Source organism: Rickettsia conorii str. Malish 7 (assembly GCF_000007025.1).
Classification (GTDB): Bacteria; Pseudomonadota; Alphaproteobacteria; order Rickettsiales; family Rickettsiaceae; genus Rickettsia; species Rickettsia rickettsii.
The window spans coordinates 830,429-854,262 of record NC_003103.1 but is presented as its reverse complement, the minus strand read 5'-3'; the positions used below and the strand labels follow the sequence as shown (position 1 = coordinate 854,262).

The following is a 23,834-nucleotide window of genomic DNA, read 5'->3' as shown; positions in this document are numbered from 1 at the left end:
CTTTCTCTTTGCTTTTGTACAAGAAATTTGCTATAATACTGATATTAATTTATATTAGGTGTATGGCATGGTTAAAGAAATAGATATAAATAAATTATTAGCACAAGAAAATAATGCTTTAAATACTATATTGAGCCAAGTAAATGAATTATGCAAACAAAATAAGCAGTTGCAAGGTTTAATCGAAATACAAAATGAAACTAAAGAACTAGAAAAAGAACATAATAGATCGTTGCCTTGGTTTAAAAGATTTGTAAAAACAGTTTCTAATGTAAAGTATATTTTGATAAAAAGTGAAGAACAGTTAACAAATGAAGCAATAAAGTATAATAATAAAATATTAAAAGATATTGATAATAAGATATATAATATAGCGGAAAAATCTGCACCTTTAAAGCAAGCATTACAAGAAGAAATCGAAAAAAATTTTAAGGATTTAACAAAGAAAGATTTATCTAAAGATCAAAGAGCAAGATTATCGGAAGTATTTTTTAGTTATAAGAGTAAACCTGAAAGATTCTCAGCTCTACATATGACAAATCCCTTACAATTCATTAATGCTGAAGCACTAGAGAAACAATATAATTCTTTAAATGCTACAAAACAAAACATCCAAAATTTAATATCCGCAAATTCTAATATCAAAGAACTTAAAGAAATACAAAAACAGGTTGCTGAAATTAGGGCAGAAGTACCTCATACATTTTTTGAAAAATTAAATAATATTTGGCAAAATGTTAAAAATGTTTTTGTAAATAATAGTGAGCAGGTTTTAGCAAAAAACAAAGAGAGTAATACTAGAACAATTAGAAAGATTGATGAACAATTATATAAAACGAAGCATAAATTTGAGGAATTAATTGAAAATAAAGAAAGAAATATTAAGGATATAATTGCAAAATTACCTGACAATGAGAAGTTACAAAAGATAGTAAGTAACCTTACAAATCACATGGCTTCACAAAAAGAACCAATATTAGCAAATGCGTCCCTAGCTAAACCTTTGGAAAATAATATAACACCACCGTCTCCTTTACCGGAAAATAACATTCCATCACCACCTCCACCTCCACCACCGTCTCCTTTACCGGAAAATAACATTCCATCATCACCTCCACCTCCACCACCGCCTCCTTTACCGGAAAATAACATTCCATCACCACCTCCACCTCCACCTCCACCTCCACCACCGCCTATGGCTCCGGCTCAGGCTGAGACATTATCTAAGCCTATAGAATCTACTACGGTTAAAAAACTGGCAAATCAACCACGTCCTTCTATAGATACTTCTGATTTAATGAGAGAAATAGCAGGGCCAAAAAAACTAAAAAAAGTTGAATTTGACCCTAATACAGGAAAACCGGTTGCACATTCTCATAGTAAGCCTGCTCAGAATGTTAACGCACTTAGTGGACTTGAATCAATTTTCGCACGAAGAGCTGTTATAAAGGTGAGTGATAGTAGTAGCAGTGAAAGCGATAGTGGTAACTGGAGTGATGTTAGTGTTAATAGGAATAAATCAAAAATGCTTAAAACTAAAGGAGAACGAGATGCTAAAATGACTACGCATGCTCAAAAAATTAATAATAGGAACTCACAAAACCCATCATTTGTTAGATAATAAATGTCATTCCCGCTTTGCGGGAATGACATAAAACACCATATAAATCTACCCTTTAAACTTCTTAGTTATTTCAACTATTCTTTTACCAAAGAAATTAGCAGTTTTTAAATCGCCTTGAGTAGGAGTAATATCAGGAGAAGATTTGTGGTTAGATTGAGTCATACGTCCTGACCAGCTACCTAAGCGGTGAATTTTATTGGGATTAGGCATCTCATGATCAGAAAAATTCGGAGCAGTTTCAGCTTGCCCGACCCAAATCATACAATGCTGCATAGCGAAGTGAAATAGCTGCTGAATACTGCAAACTTATTACCTGAATAAAAAGCAGAATTAGTAAAAGCTGCAGCTATTTTATCTTTCCATTTTTGTTGTGCCCATCTAGTTGAGGTAGCTTCCATAAATGTTTTAAACGATCTGGCTAAACTACCCATACAGGTTGGGACTCCAAAAATGATAGCACCTGCATTGTCTAATAAATCTCAATCGAGATTATTAGGTTTATCTTTATTTATTTGTATAAGAAACATTTGCTCCTGCTTCCTTTATGCTCTTATTTAGTTTTTCAGCTACTTTGCAGTATGACCGTATCTACTATAATATTACGATAGCTACTTTAACCATTTTATTCTCCATATTGTAAATTAACTATAAACTCGGCTTCAGTTTTAGACTTTATTTCTTCAATAGTAACATCGTCAGCTTGTCTAACTAATATCATTTCATCTTTATCAATATCAAAAATTCCAAGATCGGTAATTACTCTGTTAACTACTTTTTTACCTTTTAACGGAAAGTTGCATTCTTTTAATAATTTAGCACCGCCATCTTTTGCGTTATGTTCCATTATAATAACTACTCTTTTGGTGTTAGCGACCAAATCCATAGCTCCTCCCATACCTTTAACCATTTTACCCGGAATAGTCCAGTTGGCAAGATCGCCTGTTTGTGAGACTTGCATAGCACCTAAAATAGTTAAATCGACATGCGAACCTCTAATCATCCCAAATGAAAAGCTACTGTCGAAATAGCTGCTTTCAGGAATAGCAGTAATAGTTTGCTTACCGGCGTTAATTAAATCAGGATCTTCCTCTCCTGCGTAAGGAAATGGTCCCATACCAAGCATACCGTTCTCACTTTGAAATATTACATTCACTCCTTGAGGTATATAATTTGCTACATGCGTAGGCATACCTATACCAAGATTGACATATAATCCGTCTTTAAGTTCCTCTGCGGTTATTTGATAAATTTCTTCTTTGCTCCAAGGCATATCTTATTTTTCCCTGACAGTTAATTGCTCAATACGTTTCTCATATTTTTCACCTACTATTAATCGCTGTATGAAAATATTAGGTGTGTGAATATTGTTAGGGTCAAGCTCTCCCACCTTAACTATTTCCTCTACTTCACAAACTGTAACTTTAGCGGCACCTGCCATGACTGCATTAAAATTTCGTGCAGTTTTATTATAAATCACGTTGCTGCTTTTATCAGCTTTAAAGCCTTTAATAATAGCAAGGTCAGCTTGAAGGGCAGTTTCCATTATATATTTTTTGCCGTTAAACTCCTTTGTTGCTTTACCTTCCTCTACAATTGTACCTATACCTGTTTTAGTATAAAAAGCCGGAATTCCCATACAAGCAGCCCTAATTCGTTCAGCTAAAGTGCCTTGTGGGTTTAGCTCAAGCTATAAAACCTTATCAAGATATTGTTGCTCAAAAATCTTATTTTCTCCGACATACGAAGAAATCATTTTTTTTATTTGTTTAGTTTGAAGAAGAAGCCCAAGTCCGAAGTTGTCAACACCGCAATTATTGCTTATAACTGTTAAATTTTGAACATTGCTTTTAAGAAGTGCATTTATTAAATTTTCAGGAATACCGCATAGACCGAATCCGTCCGACATTATAGTCATGCCGTCATAAAGAAGTCCTTCAAGAGCAGCTTCAGCCGAAGGATAGATTTTTTATTCATAAATTTTAAATTATTTAATCTCTATTATTTAAGACATTAGGAAGATTTTCAAAAGAAGTCAAGGACATACACAAGTTTGGTATATTAAAAAAATACTTTACAAGAAATTAAATTTAACCATTGCTGCTTGTTTTTTGTATTCATCAACAGTATTAGTAACTGCATCAAATATTGATGACAATATAACAATTCAAGAAAATTCTAAAAAAAATTATAGTTATGTAGTAACGTATGATAAAGATATGTCCTCAAGAGCGAGTAGCAATGTTGCTATGTCATTAATTGAAGGTTACCGTCAATTAGATGATGCTATGTTTGCCGATTCAGATAATATAGCTATGAAGATCTTAAGTTATATTACAAGATTTACTGCTACATCTTGGATTATGGTAGGTAATCATGAAATAGGAGGTTATGGAGCAAGAGCAAAGAAGTTGATTTAAAAGTAACAAAATATGAAGTAGATCCTTTTGAGGGTACAACATATTTTAAAACTAAAGATTTTAATTCTTTGCAAGTTCATAAGCACATTGCTATAGATACAGGGGGCATGCAAGCAAGTTATTTGTTATCTGAAAATATTAAAGATAGATACATGGCAAGTAACAAAATTAATCCTACTTACGGTATAGGTTATTTATGGACAAGACTAGAGCAAGCAAGTTATATTTTTAGTACTAAGTTTGATGGCAAAGATAAAAGCGGTGATGATATAAATACATATGTAAAAGCGATTAACTCCATATACGGTAAAAATTATATTACTAAAAATAAAATTTTTGCATATGCTTATTTAGATTTATTTGATCTGTTTTTATTCTATTCAGGATATTCATTTATTAACTTAAATAATATTCCGATGATTGAATTAGGACCAGTTAAATATTTACCGGCTACTAGAGCGATACTTGCTCCATACGGTTTAGAGCGTGGTTTAGTTAACCATTTTGTTGTTGATAACAAATATATGCAAGTTAATATTAATTACGGCAAAAATCAAAAATTTAAGTCTTACGGTGTCGGAGTTAAAGCTAATAACTTAGTCAAAGTTGAATTTATCGGTTTAGGTAAGGTATGCCTTTAAAATCCTCAGCTATAGTTAGAGCAGGGTTAAAATTAGATTTATAAGAGAAGGCTTTGTTGCATGATTAATATGTCATTCCTGCGAAAGCAGCAATCCAGAAAAAAGCGCGATACATCAAGCTTTTAATTTTCAAAACTTACTGTGTATGCACCGTTTAATTACTGGATTCCCGCTTTTGCAAGAATGACATATTAATCATAATTTGTATATTTTATTATTCTTCTTTTATTATAAAGTATATATATTTGTATATAAGATAATTATGACTATATATGCTAACTATTTTAGAAAAATTCTTATTCTCTTCTGTAAAAACGTTCATCAATATACGTGAAGATACCGTATCTGCTCTTAAAAGGCTTGGTATTAAAAATATTCGTGATTTATTATTTTATCTACCTGTTTCATATCAAAATAAAATATTATCGCCTAATTTAACTGAAGTTAGAGACGGTGACATAATCCAAACAGAAATTGTAGTTGAGAGCATTAATTTACCAAAGAAAAGTAGTCAGCCTTTAAAAATTACAGCTAGCAATGATACTGGTTCTTTGTTATTAGTGTTTTTTCATAAACCCCCACCGTTTATTTTTAATAAGCTGCAAGTTGGTACTTCTCATATTATCAGCGGAAAGGTACAATTTTTTGATCATTACTTACAAATTGCGCATCCTGAATTTATTGTAAATCCTAAACTTGCAAAAGAAATAGAGCCGATTTATTCCCTGACATATTTACTTAGTAACAAGCAGTTATATTCATATATCATAAAAGCAATAGAGATATTTGAAGAGAAGTGTAAGAGTATAGAAGATAAAGAAGTAAAAGATTATTTAGATATTATATTGCAGAATTTGCAAATGTTGCATGTTTTCCATCATTGCGAGGAGGCATGCATGCCGACGAAGCAATCCAGTAATGTAAAATTAATAAATTCTAGATTGCCGCAGCCCCTAAAGGGGCTTCACAATGACGATTTATATACTAACGCCAAAAAACAACTAGCAGCTAAGGAGCTTATCGCTAATCAAATATCTCTTTTAAATGTACGTACGCAAATAAGTAGAAGACAAGGTAATATTTACCCTAAAGCTGTATCTATTCAAGCAAATATATTAAATGAGCTAGGATTTGAGTTAACCTCTTATCAAAAGCAAGTCATAGAAGAAATAGAGTGTGATCAAAGCGATAAAATAGAAATGATGAGATTGTTGCAAGGCGATGTTGGCTCCGGTAAAACTTTGGTAGCTCTGCTGACGATGGTAAATGTGGTAGCCACTGGATTTCAAGCAACGCTTATGGCTCCAACTGATTTGCTTGCCAATCAGCATTATGAGTTTTTTGTTAAAGCTTTAAAAAATACTAATATAAGAGTCGGATTACTTACAGGTAAGATACTGGGGACAGCTCGTAAAAATATTATGATACAACTTGACAACGATGAGATTGATATATTAGTCGGCACTCATGCTTTATTTCAAGAAAAAGTAAGTTTTAAGAAATTAGGTTATATAGTTATTGATGAGCAGCATAGATTTGGGGTACAACAGCGTTTGAATTTAATAAATAAAGGAGTAAATCCCGATGTGTTAGTTATGACTGCAACGCCGATTCCTCGCAGTCTTGCACTTACTATGTTTGGTGATATGACTATCTCAAAGTTAATGGGTAAGCCGAAAAGTCGTTTACCTATCGCTACAAATACCATGTCCGTTAATAAGATAGAGCATATTATAGTAGCGATAAATAAGAAGCTTATTGCAGGTGAGCGGGTATATTGGATTTGTCCATTGATAGAGCAGGGAGAGAAAGAAACGTCGGAAGAGGATAGTTTATTGATGGATGTGATGAATCGTTTTAACTCTATCGACAATATCTATCAAGGTTATACCGGTATTATTCACGGTAAGATGAAGAACGAGCAGAAAGACCAAATAATGAAGCAATTTAAGGAAGGTGAAATTAAGATATTAGTTGCAACAACCGTTATTGAAGTCGGAATAGACATACCTGAAGCCACTTTGATAATTATTGAAAATGCTGAGCAATTTGGTCTCGCTCAACTTCATCAGCTTAGAGGTAGAGTAGGGCGGGGTAGTTTGCAGTCATATTGTATATTGTTATACAATCCTAAAAGGCTTAGAAAAGTTGCACGAGGTAGGTTTGAGATAATGAAACAAACTAATGATGGATTTTATATAGCTGAGCAGGATTTAAAACTTCGAGGTAGCGGTGAGATTTTAGGAGTAAAACAAAGCGGCGAAATCGCATTTTTCTTCGCCAATTTAGCGGACGATTATGACCTACTTCTTAAAGCGCATAAATTTGCAGCAATAGGCTCAAAAGGTAATGTAAATTTTGTTAACTTTCAGATCAAGCTCTTTGCCAAATCTCAAGTAAGCGAGTTGGTTTAGTTTGAATATGCTATTTCCGCTTGACATTGGCGTTGTTGCGTGGATCGATTTTTCCGTCATTGTGAGAAGAATGACGCAGTAATTCGATAAAGCAATCTCGTGCCAAAATCCTGAGATTGCCGTGCTCCTTTCAGTCGCTCGCAATGATGAAAAACCGTACCGTGCAAGCAAGCTTTTTTATAAAATCTAGAATACTATAAGTTAAAGCTAATCCTGTGTGATTTCAGCAAGTCTAGTAAACAGAGCGTCAATCATATCCCAGCCTTTTTTTTGAATAGTGAGTAAAGAAGAATCATTAATGTTTATTTGTTTTAATAAATCTATTCCCATTTGTTCATGTTCAGGATCAAGATACATATGTGTTTTGAAATGTTTTGCTGCTTTATGATTAAAAAATATTGATCCTAGTTTTGCATAAAATATAGTAGCACAAGACTCTATTACTAAATGGACAAGGACGGCTCTTTCATTATCTCCAAGAGTCATCATTTTTAGCGTAAACCAAGAACCTAAGGCCTCAAAAATAGAATCTGTAGTTTCTTCATTATTTTCTAGATTTTGGAATAATTCTATATTATGTCCAAATTCATCGGTAAGATGCTCCCATGCAAGTTGTTGAAATTCTTTTGTTTCAGAAAACACTACTCTTGCTAATACCATTTTTTGAAATTCATCTGACCAAATCCGAAAATGTTTAAGAAATTTATTTTTTCGTAGCGTACTATCTAACTTAATTTTAAATAGTTTGTTTTTTTTAAATTGCTCTTTATATTGTTCATTATCCAAAATTAAACGATCTATTATATTCATATATTTAATTATCAATTTATTTAAATATATTAATATTAACTAAATTACGCTGTCACTCATTATTAATGTTTATTTACCAATTTTTAAAACCATATGTGTATTTATAGATGAATATGAATTGTAAGATCATAATGTGTATGCAGTAAATATATAAAACATTGCGACTTATCCCTTTTAGATTTATAGCTATTTTTTGTGAATAATCGCTTAGGATCATTAATATATAGGTAATTGTTAAGAAAGTGAGGTTTAAAATTAAGTCAGTATTTGAAAAATTAAACTCATTAAAGGAAATCGCAAGAGTAAAAAGAGTTGAATGCATGAAAGAAGCAAAAATTGCTATAAAACAGCAAAGTTTTAAGTTTGCCTGCTCATGTTTTGAAATAAATCCAAGTATCATTGTAGCAATTACAAGAGTCCCGTAATCAATCAAAGTCCAGCTAATATACCACAATAGTACCATTATAATTGCATGACAATAACCGCTATAGAAAAAGCGAGTTAAAGAATTACGAAAATAATAAATATACCATTGCCCTAAATATATAGAGATTAGAATATTTGTAGTAAGAAACTGTTTAAATAGTACAGTGGTATATATTTGTAATAAAACACCGAATATTATTATATGGGTTTTTGGTTTATCATGAAAATTATAACCGGCAAAAAAGCAAAATACTGGCATAGTTGTACGACCTATGATCCGCATAATCGTTAATTCAGGATATAGATATAAACCTACATGATCAATGATCATGGCTATAATAGCTAAGGCTTTTAGCCAATCCTGATAATTTGATTGGTGCTTATTTGTTGTTATTATCATAATTAACCGTTTTTAATAAATATGCCGTGCCGAAAAATGCTCCCATTCCAACTGCAATTGTACTACCTAGCATACAGACTTTAATCAGTAAATATTCCGAATAAAAATATTCTAAATAATAATGCTTTATTAAAGCAATTATAATAGACATTAATATACAGCATAACAAAATTTTACCGCAGAAAAGTTTTATACCGGCTTCTATATGAAGCTTATTTTGTTTTGTAGTATAGCTATATAATAAACCTAGATTATACCAAGCTGCAATAGATGTACCGACTGCAATACCGATATGTTTCAAAGAATCCATTAATAATAGGTTCATGCCGGTATTAATTATTATTGAAAATAAGGTTATTTTGAGCGGTGTTTTAGTATCTCCGTTAGCATAAAAAATAGGAGTTAAAATTTTTGCCAAAATAAAAGCAGGGAGCCCAAGTGCAAACGCAGAAATAGCCTCAGCTGTATTTGTAGTATCTTGGCTCGTGAATACTCCTCTTTCATAAATTATATTAATAATCGGATGAGATAGAATTATAATACCGAATGTAGCAGGCAACGATAATAATAATCCCATTTTAATAGCATTATTCTGTATTTTTTTTGCAGCTACTATATCATTTGATTTATAGATTTTTGATAGCTCAGGTAGCAATATAGTAGAGAAGCTAGTACCTATTATTGATAGAGGAAATTGATATATCCGGTCGGCATAAGATAATATAGAAATAGCACCTTCAATAAAGCTAGCAATAGATTGGGATATGAAAAGGTTTAATTGCTGTATGCCGGAGCTAATGGTTGCCGGTCCCATATTAATCAAAAGCTTTTTTACATCGGGATCGCTTGGGTTAAAAATTATCGGAAAGTTTAAATCCGCTCTTTTCACACAGACAAACATAAACGAAACTTGTAATATTCCGGCGATTATTAAAGATAAGCTAATTGAGATAGTAGATTCTATATAATGATCAAATGTTAAAGTAAAAATTATTACGCATATACTTAAAATAACCGGTGAAAAAGCAAATGCAGCGAATTTTTTTATAGAGTTTAATATTCCACCCAGTAGAGCCGTTAATGAAACAAATATTAAATAAGGTATTGTAATTCGGCATAAAAATACCGTAAGCTCAAACTTTTCTTTTTTACCGTGAAATCCAGGAACAATAAACAGCATTAATTGTGGCATGAAGATTTGCATTAATGCTATTATTACTATTAATGTCAGAAGTAAAAGGGTAAAAATCTCACCTGAAAAATTATTAGCGGCTTTCTTAGAAATAAGCATTTTTTCATTATAAATAGGAATGAATACGCTTGATAATGCTCCTTCTGCAAAAATTCTTCTAAATAGATTCGGTAGTTTAAAAGCAACATTAATGCTATCACCCATAGGCGTAGAGCCGAATAATGATGCGATAAACTGTTCACGCACTAAGCCAAATATGCGAGAAATTAATGTGAAAAAAGCTACTACGACTCCTGAACGAAATAATCGACTTCTTGCATAACTTGCTTCTAAAGGTAATTTGTGCGTCAATCCGGTACTCGCATTCTCACGTACTAAAGTGTACGCTGCGGTGCTGCGTTCCGTGTTTCCTTCAAATTTCTCTTTATTAGCTACGTTATGCAAGAAGTCGGTCACTGTTTGTTTTGTATCTTATTTTTCTGATGTCATTCCCGCGGAGGCGGGAAAAACCTATAAAAAATAAAAACTTGTTTTTATAGGTTTATTTTGTTAATTAATGTGTAATTGTTGAGATCGGGATTAAGGCTACTTTTTCTGGATTCCCGCCTCCACGGGAATGACATCAAGCACCATGCAAGCAACGTCATGAATTCGTATCCCTAGCTGACCCTATCTATTCCTTCATTGATTAAAGCGTCTGCTTTTGATTTATTTTCCCATCCAGTAACTTTAACCCATTTACCTTTTTCTAAATCTTTATAATGCTCAAAGAAATGCACGATACGTTGCTTGAGCATGTCACATAAATCATCTAGCTCTTTAATATGATCGAAAGTAATATCGAGCTTAGAAGTCGGTACTGCGATTATTTTCTCATCAAGCCCTGATTCGTCTTCCATCATCAATACACCGACTGCTCGGCATTTTATAACCGACCCAGGCACTACCGGATGATGAGCTACGACAAGTACGTCTACCGGATCACCGTCATTTGAAAGAGTATGAGGAATAAAACCGTAATTGCATGGATAGCTCATGGTAGTTTGCATAAAGCGATCAACAAAAATTGCTCCTGATTCTTTGTCAAATTCGTATTTGATTGGACCGCTATTCATCGGAATTTCGATAATTACGTTTATTTCGTAATTATTTGCTTTTGCTTTGATTTTATCTATAAACATGTTTTTATTTATTTGGTTTAGTTATTTTTTGTTATTGCGAGGAGAATGACAACGTAATTCGACGAAGCAATCTCAGGCCTATTTTACTAGATTGCCACGTCGCTTCGCTCTTCGCAATGACGTTGTTATTGCGGAGGCCTGTAATTCTCATCATGCTTTGCAAGTAATTGTCTTGCTATAAATTTCCCGTTCGATAATTGCCCGATGGCAATAATTCCTTGTCCTTTACGAAATAGAGCCGGAAGGGCTCCTTGATATAATATCTCGCAATCCTTAATATTATCGGTAATAACAAAACTTATCTTATCATCAGCAATTTTATTTATTGAGTCTGTTTTAACAAGCCCACCGACTCTTAACTCTTGGCCTTGTTCTATTTCATTAATTTTTGACGGCGGCAAAAAAAATACTATATTTTTCTCTAAATTGTAAAGTATTATACTAATTCCTAAACATGCTGAGCAAAAACAAATAATTATTGTTATTAATCTATTTCTTACTCTCTTTTGCATTAAAGTTCTGTTTATTTTTCAATGACTTGTAATTTAAAAAACTTACAATTAACAATGTCGCTAAGGTTAAAAAGGTAAATAAATACGCTACCGATATATAATTATTCATTTCTTAAAAATTCCATCATTTCCTTAGGTGAAGAATCTAAATAGAAATGTTTCAGATATTTTCCGTTTGCATCGATTAAATATGTAAAAGATGAATGATCAAGCATATAGTTCGGGTCGTCATCATCACCATGCACACGAGCATAGAAAACCTTGAATTTATCAGTTACATCTTTTATTTGCTGCTCGTTACCGGTAAGACCTATAAATTTCGGATGAAAATGTTTTAGATATTCTTTAAGTGCTATAGGAGTATCACGTTTTGGATCAATAGTGATAAAAACAGGTAGAATATCTATTTTATGTTTATTTAAAATTTCTACAATCTCCGTCATTTTATTTAGAGAGGTTGGGCATATATCAGGACAACTAGTAAATCCAAAGTAAATGAGGCTTAAGTTGCCTTTCAACTTATCACTATTAAATATCTCTCCATTTTGGTCTATTAGTTCAAAGTCACCGCCGATTTTTACGTTATCTTCATAGATATTCACTTGACCGGCAAGTGGCTTTTCAGGCGTTCTTAAAGATAACAACAAATATAATGCTCCTACTCCTATTAATAAGCTAATTACGATAATGATTTTTATAACATTTGACTGTATTTTCATAAGATATTATCCATTTTTGCGTTGTCATCCTAGCTGGTCCTGCTGTATGGCTCTTATGTCATTCCTGGGAAAGCAGGAATCTAGAGAAAAGTGAAAATGTCATACCGTGGCTTGACTACGGTATCTTATATCATAGGCCGTGTTCTGAGATTCCGCAATCAAGTTGCGGGATGACATTAAAGGTTACTGGATTCCCGCTTTCGTGGGAATGACATAAAAATACCATACAACAAAGTCTACTCTTTTACACAAGCCCTAATTTTTTAGGTTTAAAATATTGTACCCAAATATCTATTAACAATTTAGTAATGATAATTGCCGAAAACATTGAAGATATAATCCCGATCGTTAATGCAACGGCAAAACCTTTTATTGCACCTACTCCAAATATATAAAGTAAAAAAGCAACGATTAAAGTAGTTAGGTTAGCATCAAGGATAGTGGCAAACGCAGATTCAAAACCGGTTCTAATAGCATAAAGAGTAGACACTCCTTTATGCAGTTCCTCTTTAATTCTTTCGTAAATCAATACATTAGCATCAACAGCCATACCCATAGTGAGTATTATTCCTGCAATTCCCGGCAGAGTTAAAGTAGCTTGGAAAAGTGAAAGTAAAGCTAAAATATATAACAATGCAAGGCTTAAGGCTATATTGGCAAATAAACCAAGCACACCGTAAGACCAAACCATAAATATACACACTGCTATAAATCCTATAAGTCCTGCCTTTTTGCCCGACTCTATAGAATCAGCACCCAAATTTGGACCTATACTTCTCTCTTCAATAATTTTAAGTGGGGCAGGAAGCGAACCGGCTCGCAATAATAGTGCAAGCTCATTTGCCGACTCAACGGTAAAATTTCCTGTTATTATACCGCTTCCGCCCATAATCGCTCCGTTTATCGTTGGAGCACTTAGTAATTTATTGTCTAAAACTATAGCAAGGCGTTTACCGATATTATTTTTAGTTATTTCACCAAATATTTTACTACCTAAATTGTTGAAAGAAAACGCAACTACCGCTTGCGAATTTTGGTCAAAAGAAGCTGAAGCGGTTGTAAGCTGATCCCCACCCAAAACAACTTTTTTCTTTATAACGACATAATACTCCCCATGACTTGCGTTATCTCCCTTAACTAGCATTGAACCTACTGGAACATGTCCTTTTACCGCTTCTTCGATATTGGCATTTTCATCAACTAAATGAAAAGTTAGCTTTGCAGTTTTTCCTAATATATTCTTCAGGTAAGAGGGATTTTCTTCACCGGGAACTTGCAGTAATATATGCTTATCGCCTTGTTTCTGTAGGGTCGGCTCTTTAGTGCCGGTACTATCAACTCTCATGCGAACGATCTCAATAGATTGGTCTACTACCTTATTAAGTAAGTCATTTAATCTAGATTCGCTGTAGCTAAGCTTTATTTTATTTTCATTTACTTCAGCGATAATTTCTGGATCGATTTTATTAATTATTTTCTTTAACGGCTTTAATTTCTCAGGCGATCTTACTTCTAATTGAATGCTATTTTGTCTAACTAACAGATTTTTATAGCCGATTTTATCCTCACGAAAATTTTTGCGTAAAGTGTCGGCAAGATTTTCCATTGAATCATTTAAGTAGGTGTCAAAATCAACATCGAGTAATAAATGGGCTCCTCCTCTAAGATCAAGTCCTAGATTTACTGAATCATGAGGTAGAAACTTAGAGTTTACCTGCATGAAATTAGGTAAGGCACAAATAACCGCAAAAACCGTACATATAATTGAAAGAAAAATTTTCCACTTAGGAAGCTTTTGCACCGCTTACCTTCTTATTTTTTTTGTTTTCTTTTTTTACTGCTACTTCTTTTGTACGACTAGTTATATCGATAATAGCACTTTTTAAAACTTTAATACGTACATCTTTAGCTATTTCGATTTCAATATTATTGTCATTTTCACTTACTTTAGTCACAATACCATAAATGCCGCTATTTGTTAGAACTTCTTCGCCTTTTTTAACTTCACTTACTAATTTCTCTCTTTCTTTGCGTCGTGTTTCTTGTGGACGTAATAATAAGAAGTAAAATACAGCAAAAATTAAAACCATCGGTATTAAGCTTGTTAACCCCGATTGTAAAGAATTTGTTTCTGCAGGCACTACCTCAGTTTCCTGTATTTCTATAGTGTCGTTATTATTTGCCTGATTATCTTGCGTATTTGCTGACATATGTAATTTCCTAATTGTTGCAATAGTCTTCCTGTATAACCTCTTTCTAAAAGTAATTTGTATACCTTTGATACTTCAAGCTTTGGTACGTCAAATTTTAGGCTTCGCCTTTGCTCATGTAGTTTTCTACGCTCCGCAGGCTCACCACTTATTTGGCTTCCAACTTTTGAAGTATTTGCGGTATACATCAATCCGGTACTCGCATCTCACGTCCCTTTTTGTACGCTGCGGTGCTGCGTGCCGTGTTTCCTTAAAATTTCTCTTTATAAGATAGGTTATGCACTAAGTTTAATAAAATAAAAATAGCTACCTAATAGCTTTAATGCAAGGGTAAAATAATAATATTAAATATATTTAAATGTATTTTATACTAATATAAGTTATCACAAAACCGATAAATGGCTATTTTTATGACAGTTATAACTACTAGAATTTCTAATGAACTAGATATTATACGTAAAGCAATAGAAAATTATATAGAAGAAAAAGCAGATTTATTAATTGCTTTGTCTTGTATAGAAATAAAGAGAAGAAGTAATTTCATTAGAAGATATTAAGAAAAAATATGGTTTGGAAGATTGAATTTATGATAAACTTACTGATGTCATTTGCAAAAGGGCGTTGTTGCTTAGCTCGAAAAACATGCTCTATATCATTCCTGCGTAGGCGGGAATGACATAAAACGGACAAAATCACTGGAGCGGGTGAAGGGATTCGAACCCTCGACTTCAACCTTGGCAAGGTGGCGCTCTACCCCTGAGCTACACCCGCTTAAATAAAATAACGGCGTTTTAATGTAAAAAGTTTAAGGGGATCAAAATTAATTACATATAAAACGCTTTAGTGCTTTTTAATCTAAGCGAATCTGAATATAAGTAATTATAAGATAAATTGCAAGTATTAAATTAGAAATTTATTGGCATTGCTAAATAAAGATAGATTATTTAATAAATTAACGCCATTACAAGGCAATTACAAAGTATATTGACTAAGCAATCTAGTTAAAAACTCTGTAAACTAGAATTTATTAGTATTTTTTTAGATTGATACGCTCCTTTCAGTCGCTCAGCTCATTACGACACCTGTCTTGAGTTAGCAATGCTATAAAAAATCTAATTTTGTTAACTTGACTTTTATTTTTATATAAAACAGTATAGTTCTTTATTAATTTTAACTAATCTGTAAAAAAGTATGTGAAGTTACGCAAAAGAGCAAAAAAGTTTAGCCCGTAATCAAAAAGAAAAAATAGGGCTACTATCGATAGGTACGTTTCTTGAATATTTTGATCTCACGCTCTATGTACACATGGCGGTAATACTTAACGAGCTATTTTTTCCTGAAGCCGATGCACGAGCAGCTTCTCTATATTCTGCCATTGCATATTGTGCAACATATGTATTTAGACCTATCGGTGCTTTAATATTCGGTTGGATAGGAGATACTATAGGTCGTAAGGCAACGGTCATTATTACAACTTTTTTAATAATGTCGCTTTGTTATCTTATAATGGCTAATTATAAAAACTTATGCCGAAATTGGTATTACGGCGACTTTTGTAGTAACTGCGTGTCGTATCGCTCAGGGGATGTCCTTTATAGGGGAAGTAGTAGGTGCCGAGCTTTATCTAACCGAAATGACAAAAATTCCTCAACGTTATTGGGTGGTGGCTTCGCTTGTTGTTTTTGTAATTTTAGGTGCAACCGTGTAGCATTGGCGGTAGGAACACTTGTTACTTCTTTTGGACTTGATTTGACGTATTGCATTTTGGTTTGGAGCAGCTATTGCTATAGTTGGTGCTGTTGTAAGGACAAATCTTAGGGAGACTTCAGATTTCATTGATGCAAAAAGACGAATAAAGAAAACTGTAGCGCAAGCAGGGATAGATAGTAATCGGCTAAAATCAAGCCCTATTTGGAGTGAAAAAATTAATAAACCAACAGCAATAGCTTTCTTTTTGGTACATTGTGGAGTCCCGTTATGGTTTTATATTGTTTATATTTATTGCGGTAATATGCTAAAAACTCATTTAATTACAGTGCTACTCAAGTAATTCATCAAAATTTTATTGTTTGTGGTACAGAATTAATTTGTAAAATACATCCTTTAAAAGTCCTTAAAGTAAGATTAACAATATTTTCTATGGTAGCCCTTATGTCTCCTATCTTACTAAATAATATTTCAAATACTATAGAATTACTTTTATTCCAATTATTTATTGTAGTATTTGCCCCTACTATTTTTCCGGCAGGTGCAGTGTTTTATGCAAGATTTCCAGTATTAAAACGTTTTACATGCGGCAGTTTTATATTTGCTTTATCACGAGCTTTAATGTTTGCAGTTTCTTCTTTTAGAACAATTTACTTGATAGATTATTTTAATCACTGGGGATTATTATTCTTGATTATTCCAATTCTAATTGGTTATACATTTGGAGTAAATCATTTTATAAAGTTAGAGGAGGAAGCAGAGAGTTATTATTAGAAAAAGCTTTGTGTCTTTCAAGTTCAATATTAACAACTTTTAGGCATAACTTAATTCTTGTTCTAGTTTATAATTTATATTAGCAGCGACCAAAAGAAAATTTATTAAAGTCGCTTCAATAATTTTTCTAGCTTTCTCAGGTGATTTAACTCCCAAAGTTTGCACGTTATGAATTCGGTCAAATAATTTTATTAATGCCGTATTGTATCTTTTCTCTTTAATTAATAAGTTTAGGCTTTCTCCCCTACTTATCTTCCCGTAAGATTTAATTCTAGTTAGACCTTCTACGTGTTTTGCTACTTCCGGTCCAAAAATTTCGGTAATTGCTTCTGCAGTTAATTCAGTGTCTTCAATAGTATCATGAAGTAAAGCGGCTTGCACTTGCAGCATAATAATGTTATAAAGCTTAGGTGCTTCTTCAGCTACAAATTCAGCAAGCATAATTTTTATCTCAATCGGGTGCGAATAATAAGGATTGCCTGATTGACGCATTTGAGAACCGTGTTACATGCATAGTAGATACCTTTTGTGATTTCGAGTATATCTATAGGATTTGCTACTTTAGTATTTAAATATTCGAGTTTATCAAGTAATTTTTTACTATAAACACCAATTGCAAACTTTTCTTTCCAAGAGCTTATATCTTCTATAAAAGTTATTTCTTATTTCATTATAATTTGTGGGCTATTAATTAAAAAATTAGGCATTGCCTAGAAAAAGTTGATAATTTGAAAAGTTTACGTCATTGCCACGATCTTTGCAGTTGCTTAGCTCATGACAATATCAACCGTTTCAAGGAAATGCCAAAAATTGCAGTAATAAATAGCTGCAGATTAGGTTCTATGAAGGAAAATTAAATTAATCTATTTTTGCTATTTTTTGCTGTAAATCATAAGATTTTTTTGAAATAGGAACAACTATTATTGCAAAAATCTTATTAATGTTCGCTAAAAAATATCTGAAAATATAAATAATTTAATTTTCCTTCACAGAACCTAAAGATTATTGTTATATTATTTTAAACATTAATCCTAAAGTCAAAATATAACTATGTCAAACCGTAATAGTTTAGAAGTACAGAGTACGCACAAGCTAGCTCCTTAAATAATACTAATCTAACTGCATCACAGGGTGAGTTAATACTAACTGTTGCAAATTTATTGTTCAAAGAGTCAAATATTAATAATCATCAGAATATACAAAGAGATAATAATATATCTTATGAGAATAATATTACTACCGACTTTGAAAATCAGGATACAAGTTGTGGTATATGTAAATGTCTTGGAGCGATAGCTACTGTTTGCTGCAATGTGTATGTATTTTTATTTGAATAAATTTTACACTAAAAAAATATGAGCAAGGCTTAAGAAAGTTAGGAAACCTAGAGCATCGGTTATGGTTGTTAGAAATACACCGGAGCCTGTAGCGGGGTCTATATCAAAATAATGCAGTATTATAGGAATAGCAGAGCCGAATAATCCGGCTACTAAAAAATTTAAAATAACTGCAATAGCAAAAATAACGCTAAGATTTAAGTCAAGCAACATCACAAAGCTAAGTCCTGCTCCGATAATTGCAAGTACAAAACCGTTAAAAGCCGATACGGCTATTTCTTTTAATATAACTTTATTGACATTATTATAATGAATATCTTTATTAGCAAGGGCTCTAACCGTAACGGTCATGGCTTGTGTTCCGGCATTTCCGCCCATTGAAGCTACAATAGGCATAGTGGCTGCAAGCGTTACAAGTTTTGCAATAGTATCGTTAAAATGGTTAATGATAAGTGAGGTCATGCAGGCAGTGATTAGATTAACAAAGAGCCAAGGAAAACGATGTCTAACGGTATAAAATACATTGAAGAAAGTATCTTGAGTGTGTACCCCGCTTAATGATAATATATCTTTGCCGGCTTGTTCTTCGATAATATAAATTATATTATCGATTGATACGCTACCTACTAACTTACCGCTTTTATTTACTACCGGTACAATAGTTAAAGCATATTGTCTAAAAATGAAGCTTAGTTCATTTAAGTCGGTAAAAGCATCTGCAAGTTTAAAATCTTTGTTCATCAAATCTTTTATCAATTCATTTTGTTTGCCTTTAATTAGCATGCTAAGAGAAATAATACCGATAGGGCGTAATTTATTATCCGTAACGATTGCCGCATAAAAGTCATTCTTTACGTTCTTGATAAAATTTAATGATTCCTCGACCGTCCATCCTTCTTGAAGATTAATAAAATCTCGTTCAATTACCCTACCTACCGTATTTTCAGGATATGTACAACCTACGGTAATTTGGTGTTTTTTTTCTTTAGTGAGATTACTTAGGATAAGGTCTTTTATATCATCGTCTAGATCGATTACTACTTCAATAGCATCTTCTATAACTAGCTTATTGATTAATTCTGCAGATTTTTTTATGCCTAAAGTTTCTATTATTAAAGGTTTACTATAAGCATTTAATGATACTAACGTTTCAGGCTTAATTTCATCCTGTAATAAAGGAATAATTATTTTATATGTTTTATTGTTAAGATTATCTAAGAAATCTGCTAAATCGGCATAATGAAGCTTGGCCAGCCTGCTTGCAGCAGCATCATAATTGTGATCTTCGATCAGATCGTTAATTTGATCAAAAATTTCAGCAAATTGATCGTGATGATCTGGTAAGATGCTTTTAAATATATTGAAATTAGGCATAGCCTATTGACCTAATAGTTTATTATAGACTTATTATAATTATTTAAAGCTGGGTAGCTAGGCTTGGCACAGAATTGTGTACAATGTGCTAATCAATATAAAGCACAGAGTACAAATAAGCAATAGTTTTTATTTCAACTCCTTTTCATTTATCAGGAGTATACAATTAGCACAAACATTTGCTAACAAGACGAACTTAGGAGTAAATATAAAATCTGAAGTGTCGAAACAAACAAAAATTTGACTTTGTGAAAAACCGGCGAGTGGTGCGGTCGAGAAGACTTGAACTTCCAATCTTTTTACAGAACAGCACCCTCAATGCTGCGCGTCTACCAATTTCGCCACGACCGCTTAAGTTTTACTCTATAGCAGATTATGAGTAAAATATCAATAGAATTCTTTTGATGTTATTTCCACCTTTCTATGTCATTCCCACTTCCACGGGAATGACATAAACTAGTCATGCGACAACACCTTTAGTCGTTCGCAATGACGGCAAAGTTATTCAAGATAAATCAACAACAAAACTAGGTGTAATCGATTGCTTAACAGAAGCTTTCATTAAACTATCTAGTTTTTCATCAATATTATCAAAATCAATATGATATTCTCTAGAATTTCCGGTTAACACTAGGGCAGAGTCTATACCAAGGCGATTTGCTGCAAGTATATCGGTGTAAACAGTGTCCCCAATCATTAACATGCGATTCTTAGGGGTATTATGACATTCTTTTAAAATTTTGCTATATATTTCTTCGTATGGCTTACCACTATAAATTACTTTTCCGCCAAGTTGCTTTATTTTTTCGGCATAATAGCCGCTACAATATCTATAAACACCGTGCTGATTTATTCCAAGGTCAGGATTAGCACAAATATTGACCATTTTACGTTGTACAACAATTTTAAATAATTCATTGAATTCGTTTAAATCTAAATTTTCGTTTTCGTCTCTGTAAATAGTCATTAAGAAAATATTAGCTTTGTTAATATCATCAGTGATAGGACATTGAATGCTGTTTATTATATCATTTTCTAAATGTCCTAAATGATATATTGCTGGTTTTTCTATACCGAATCGCTCTTTACTTTCTAGTATCATTTCTACTGCTATTTTGCCTGAGCTAATGATCATTCCCGGTTCTGCATTTAATCCCCACGATTTAATTGTTTGATGCAGTGAAAAAATATTGCGTGGAGCATTAGTGACAAAATATACTTTTTTTCGTTCAATAATCTTATTGATATTTTGTACGACGCCCGGATAGGTACACCCCCCTTCAATTATTACCCCCCAAAGATCGAATAAAAACACGTCATAATCATTAATTACGTCGAAAATATGTTTTAACTTTAATATATTCATTGTTATCTCGCTAATTTGGTATTGACTAGAATCAATTGATATCGTCATTGCGAGCAGCCGTAGGCTGCGTGGCAATCCCGTCAAATATTCTGAGATTGTGGACGTACAATTACTTCGTAATTTTCTTGCAATGACGTAAACTTTTTAAATTATCAATCTTTATTTTGTTATCTCGCTAATTTTAAATCAAGAAACTTTACTATTTTAATAAGTTACGTTATAGTCATTTTTATTGTTTCTAGCAACAAGTAATAGAGCCAAATATATAATATATATAATATGTCGGAAATTGAAGAAAAATTTAACGAATCATCATACGGTGCTGATTCCATAAAGGTTTTAAAAGGTCTTGAAGCCGTAAGAAAAAGACCGGGAATGTATATCGGGGATGTTGGAGACGGGTCGGGTCTACATCATATGATTTATGAAGTAGTCGACAACGCTATCGATGAGTCGCTTGCTGGTTATTGCGATCTAGTACGAGTAACATTAAATAAAAACGGTTCAGTAACCGTATCCGATAACGGGCGAGGTATACCCGTTGAAATTCATGGAGAAGAAGGAATATCGGCAGCTGAAGTTATTATGACGCAACTTCACGCCGGCGGTAAGTTTGACCAGAACGCTTATAAGGTTGCAGGCGGTCTACACGGTGTTGGTGTATCGGTTGTAAATGCTCTTTCTGAATGGCTTGAGCTGCGTATTTGGCGTAATAATAAGGAATATTTGATGAGATTTAATAATGGTATAACGGAAGCTCCGCTTGCGGTTGTCAAAGAAAATATTGATAAAAAAGGTACGGAAGTTACTTTTTTTCCGTCTGTAGAAACGTTTACTAATATAGAATTTGATTTTGGCACTATAGAGCATCGTCTTCGTGAGCTTGCTTTTTTAAATTCAGGCGTAAAGATTTTACTCGTCGATAATCGCTTTGAAGAAGTGAAAGAAGTAGAGTTTTATTATACGGGCGGTATAGAAGCTTATGTAAAATATATAGACAGAGCGAAGCACGCTATCCATCCATGTATAGTAGTTAATACGGAGAATGCTGAGTCTGGTATAAGCCTTGAGCTTGCGATGCATTGGAACGATTCTTATCATGAAAATATTTTATGCTTTACTAATAATATTAGGCAGCGTGATGGCGGAACTCATCTTAGTGCTTTCAAATCAGCGATAACACGTGTTATTACCTCGTATCTTGATACTACGGGTCTTAATAAAAAAGCTAAAAATTACTTTAGCGGTGAAGATACTAGGGAAGGGCTATGTTGTGTGCTTTCCGTTAAAGTGCCTGATCCTAAATTTTCTTCTCAAACAAAAGATAAGCTAGTAAGCTCCGAAGTACGACCGGTTGTTGAGAATGCCGTTTATACAAAGGTTCTTGAGTGGTTTGAAGAGCATCCAGCAGAAGCTAAGGCAATTATAGCTAAGATTATGGAAGCTGCGAATGCTCGTGAAGCTGCTAGAAAAGCAAGGGAACTCACTCGAAGAAAATCAGCTTTAGAAGTTTCGAATTTACCAGGTAAACTTGCAGATTGCCATGCAAAAGATCCTGCTATTTCAGAATTGTTTATTGTTGAGGGGGACTCTGCGGGCGGTACTGCAAAGCAGGGTAGGGATAGCAAAATTCAGGCTATATTGCCTTTGCGTGGTAAAATTTTGAACGTTGAACGTGCAAGATTTGATAAAATGCTCGGTTCGGACCAAATCGGTACGTTAATTACAGCGCTTGGAATTAGTGTTGAACGAGAATTTTCCTTAGAAAAGCTTAGATACCATAAAGTTATTATTATGACCGATGCTGATGTTGATGGTTCGCACATTAGAACTTTATTACTCACGTTTTTCTATCGTCATATGCCTGAGCTAATAAATAAAGGCTATTTATATATAGCTCAGCCACCGCTTTATAAAGTAAAGAAAGGAGCAGCCGAGTTTTATTTAAAGAATGAGCAAGCGCTGCAAGATTATTTGATCAAATCAACTATTAATGATGCAACCTTAATTCTAGACGATAAAGAGCGGTTAGTGGGTGATAATTTAGAAGAGCTAATTAATAAAGTGGTTAAGTTTAACGGCTTGCTTGACCATGCTAGCAAAAAATTTAATCGCTCAATTACCGAAATTCTTGCTATTAATGACTTACTTAATAACAAAATATTTGAGCCTGAAAGTGATTTAAGACTTAAAAAAGCTTTAGATGTTTTAAATAGCTTAGAAGATTCGCCTGATAAGACTAATTGGGAAGTTTTAAAACATGAAAATAAAATAGAGTTCTTCCGCTTTAGTAGGGGTTTAAAAGAAAGTAAAATATTATTGAAAGAGCAGTTAGAATCATTTGAGTTTGTACAAATATCAAAGTTTGCTTTAACGATTTTTGATATATTTAGTAAGCAATTAAAGCTTATAGTGAAAAGTCAGGAATTCGATATTTTAACACCGAGTCAGTTGTTAAATACCATTATAGAATGCGGAAAAAGAGGTATAAATATTCAGCGTTTTAAGGGGCTTGGTGAGATGAATTCCGACCAGCTATGGGAAACTACTCTTGACCCTACAAAAAGAACTTTGCTTCAGGTAAGAGTTGCAGAAATTGATGAAGCAGAAGGCATTTTCTCTACTTTAATGGGTGACGTTGTTGAACCTCGCAGGTTATTTATCCAGGCAAATGCGTTGAATGTCGTGAATTTGGATGTGTAGTATAATCGCTGTCATACCGTGGCTTGA

At 33.1% G+C, this 23,834-nt stretch carries 22 protein-coding genes, 2 tRNA genes and 4 pseudogenes; 10 read left to right on the top strand and 18 right to left on the bottom strand.

The window, feature by feature from the left end; genetic code table 11:
* Positions 1-67 precede the first annotated feature (67 nt).
* Positions 68-1,621 (top strand): Arp2/3 complex-activating protein RickA, encoded by a 1,554-nt coding sequence (gene rickA, locus RC_RS04530; protein ID WP_041471735.1) that lies wholly within the window; start codon positions 68-70, stop codon positions 1,619-1,621.
* A 48-nt stretch (positions 1,622-1,669) separates the two neighbouring features.
* Here the strand turns inward: rickA and RC_RS04525 are convergent, their stop codons facing one another.
* From RC_RS04525 to RC_RS10400, 4 genes and pseudogenes are all read right to left on the bottom strand, one after another.
* Positions 1,670-1,885 carry a hypothetical protein gene (locus RC_RS04525; protein ID WP_041471734.1) on the bottom strand — a complete coding sequence of 72 codons (216 nt, stop codon included), beginning with the start codon at positions 1,883-1,885 and terminating at the stop codon, positions 1,670-1,672.
* The gene (locus RC_RS04520) at positions 1,882-2,055 is read right to left on the bottom strand and encodes a flavodoxin (protein WP_004997979.1); all 174 of its coding nucleotides are present in this window, start codon (positions 2,053-2,055) and stop codon (positions 1,882-1,884) included. Before RC_RS04520 ends, RC_RS04525 begins: the two co-directional genes overlap by 4 nt.
* A 191-nt stretch (positions 2,056-2,246) precedes the next feature.
* On the bottom strand, positions 2,247-2,894 hold the full coding sequence (locus tag RC_RS04515) for a 3-oxoacid CoA-transferase subunit B (protein WP_010977507.1): 648 nt from the start codon (positions 2,892-2,894) through the stop codon (positions 2,247-2,249).
* 3 nt (positions 2,895-2,897) lie between these two features.
* Positions 2,898-3,539, bottom strand: a pseudogene (locus RC_RS10400) (CoA transferase subunit A).
* A gap of 193 nt (positions 3,540-3,732) precedes the next feature.
* Between RC_RS10400 and RC_RS09945 the strand changes: the two are divergent.
* The 3 genes from RC_RS09945 (at position 3,733) to RC_RS04495 (ending at position 7,096) form a co-directional block, all read left to right on the top strand.
* Positions 3,733-4,041 (top strand): hypothetical protein, encoded by a 309-nt coding sequence (locus RC_RS09945; protein ID WP_010977504.1) that lies wholly within the window; start codon positions 3,733-3,735, stop codon positions 4,039-4,041.
* A 68-nt stretch (positions 4,042-4,109) separates the two neighbouring features.
* Positions 4,110-4,682, top strand: a complete 573-nt coding sequence (locus RC_RS09940) for a hypothetical protein (protein ID WP_010977503.1) — start codon at positions 4,110-4,112, stop codon at positions 4,680-4,682.
* A gap of 272 nt (positions 4,683-4,954) precedes the next feature.
* A complete protein-coding gene (locus tag RC_RS04495) occupies positions 4,955-7,096 on the top strand; it encodes an ATP-dependent DNA helicase RecG (protein ID WP_010977502.1) in 2,142 nt (713 codons plus the stop codon).
* Between the two features lie 207 nt (positions 7,097-7,303).
* Here the strand turns inward: RC_RS04495 and RC_RS04490 are convergent, their stop codons facing one another.
* From RC_RS04490 to RC_RS07805, 9 genes are all read right to left on the bottom strand, one after another.
* A complete protein-coding gene (locus RC_RS04490) occupies positions 7,304-7,906 on the bottom strand; it encodes a hypothetical protein (RefSeq protein WP_041471770.1) in 603 nt (200 codons plus the stop codon).
* A gap of 73 nt (positions 7,907-7,979) precedes the next feature.
* Positions 7,980-8,732 carry a TraX family protein gene (locus RC_RS04485; RefSeq protein ID WP_010977500.1) on the bottom strand — a complete coding sequence of 251 codons (753 nt, stop codon included), beginning with the start codon at positions 8,730-8,732 and terminating at the stop codon, positions 7,980-7,982.
* Positions 8,713-10,275, bottom strand: a complete 1,563-nt coding sequence (murJ, locus tag RC_RS04480; protein ID WP_410524324.1) for a murein biosynthesis integral membrane protein MurJ — start codon at positions 10,273-10,275, stop codon at positions 8,713-8,715. The genes RC_RS04485 and murJ overlap by 20 nt, the downstream gene beginning before the upstream one ends.
* Positions 10,276-10,583: 308 nt before the next feature.
* Positions 10,584-11,105: an inorganic diphosphatase gene (gene ppa, locus RC_RS04475; protein WP_004998013.1), complete on the bottom strand. Its 522-nt coding sequence runs from the start codon at positions 11,103-11,105 to the stop codon at positions 10,584-10,586.
* A 125-nt stretch (positions 11,106-11,230) separates the two neighbouring features.
* Positions 11,231-11,617, bottom strand: a complete 387-nt coding sequence (gene ccmE / locus RC_RS04470; RefSeq protein WP_010977498.1) for a cytochrome c maturation protein CcmE — start codon at positions 11,615-11,617, stop codon at positions 11,231-11,233.
* A gap of 101 nt (positions 11,618-11,718) precedes the next feature.
* A complete protein-coding gene (locus RC_RS04465) occupies positions 11,719-12,336 on the bottom strand; it encodes an SCO family protein (protein ID WP_004998018.1) in 618 nt (205 codons plus the stop codon).
* 244 nt (positions 12,337-12,580) lie between these two features.
* Positions 12,581-14,137, bottom strand: coding sequence for a protein translocase subunit SecD (gene secD, locus RC_RS04460; protein ID WP_010977497.1), 1,557 nt, complete (start codon positions 14,135-14,137; stop codon positions 12,581-12,583).
* Positions 14,121-14,546, bottom strand: a complete 426-nt coding sequence (yajC, locus tag RC_RS04455) for a preprotein translocase subunit YajC (RefSeq protein WP_004998024.1) — start codon at positions 14,544-14,546, stop codon at positions 14,121-14,123. The genes secD and yajC overlap by 17 nt, the downstream gene beginning before the upstream one ends.
* Positions 14,498-14,737: a palindromic element RPE5 domain-containing protein gene (locus RC_RS07805; RefSeq protein WP_010977496.1), complete on the bottom strand. Its 240-nt coding sequence runs from the start codon at positions 14,735-14,737 to the stop codon at positions 14,498-14,500. Before RC_RS07805 ends, yajC begins: the two co-directional genes overlap by 49 nt.
* Positions 14,738-14,944: 207 nt before the next feature.
* Here RC_RS07805 and RC_RS04450 point away from each other — a divergent pair.
* Positions 14,945-15,128 (top strand): annotated as a pseudogene (locus RC_RS04450) (antitoxin of toxin-antitoxin stability system).
* A 114-nt stretch (positions 15,129-15,242) separates the two neighbouring features.
* Here RC_RS04450 and RC_RS04445 read toward each other — a convergent pair.
* Positions 15,243-15,317: transfer RNA gene (locus RC_RS04445), tRNA-Gly, on the bottom strand.
* Positions 15,318-15,851: 534 nt separating this feature from the next.
* Between RC_RS04445 and RC_RS10395 the strand changes: the two are divergent.
* From RC_RS10395 to RC_RS10385, 3 genes and pseudogenes are all read left to right on the top strand, one after another.
* Positions 15,852-16,007 (top strand): annotated as a pseudogene (locus RC_RS10395) (proline/betaine transporter); the annotation flags it as partial.
* 124 nt (positions 16,008-16,131) lie between these two features.
* Positions 16,132-16,254, top strand: coding sequence for a hypothetical protein (locus tag RC_RS10390; RefSeq protein ID WP_014364865.1), 123 nt, complete (start codon positions 16,132-16,134; stop codon positions 16,252-16,254).
* 431 nt (positions 16,255-16,685) lie between these two features.
* Complete coding sequence (locus tag RC_RS10385) at positions 16,686-17,027, top strand: hypothetical protein (RefSeq protein ID WP_010977493.1); 342 nt, start codon at positions 16,686-16,688, stop codon at positions 17,025-17,027.
* A gap of 39 nt (positions 17,028-17,066) precedes the next feature.
* Here RC_RS10385 and RC_RS04425 read toward each other — a convergent pair whose 3' ends face one another.
* Entirely contained in the window at positions 17,067-17,519 is a 453-nt protein-coding gene (locus RC_RS04425; RefSeq protein WP_010977492.1) for an HD domain-containing protein, read from the bottom strand.
* A gap of 558 nt (positions 17,520-18,077) precedes the next feature.
* On the opposite strand from RC_RS04425, the pseudogene RC_RS10380 reads away from it, so the two are divergent.
* Positions 18,078-18,364: pseudogene (locus tag RC_RS10380) on the top strand (hypothetical protein).
* Positions 18,365-18,367: 3 nt separating this feature from the next.
* Here the strand turns inward: RC_RS10380 and mgtE are convergent.
* The 3 genes from mgtE to RC_RS04410 form a co-directional block, all read right to left on the bottom strand.
* Entirely contained in the window at positions 18,368-19,738 is a 1,371-nt protein-coding gene (mgtE, locus tag RC_RS04420; protein WP_010977490.1) for a magnesium transporter, read from the bottom strand.
* A gap of 264 nt (positions 19,739-20,002) precedes the next feature.
* Positions 20,003-20,089, bottom strand: a tRNA-Leu gene (locus RC_RS04415).
* 154 nt (positions 20,090-20,243) lie between these two features.
* On the bottom strand, positions 20,244-21,104 hold the full coding sequence (locus RC_RS04410; RefSeq protein ID WP_041471733.1) for a TIGR01459 family HAD-type hydrolase: 861 nt from the start codon (positions 21,102-21,104) through the stop codon (positions 20,244-20,246).
* A 279-nt stretch (positions 21,105-21,383) separates the two neighbouring features.
* Here RC_RS04410 and gyrB point away from each other — a divergent pair, with 279 nt between their 5' ends.
* On the top strand, positions 21,384-23,807 hold the full coding sequence (gyrB, locus tag RC_RS04405; protein ID WP_010977488.1) for a DNA topoisomerase (ATP-hydrolyzing) subunit B: 2,424 nt from the start codon (positions 21,384-21,386) through the stop codon (positions 23,805-23,807).
* Positions 23,808-23,834: the final 27 nt, after the last annotated feature.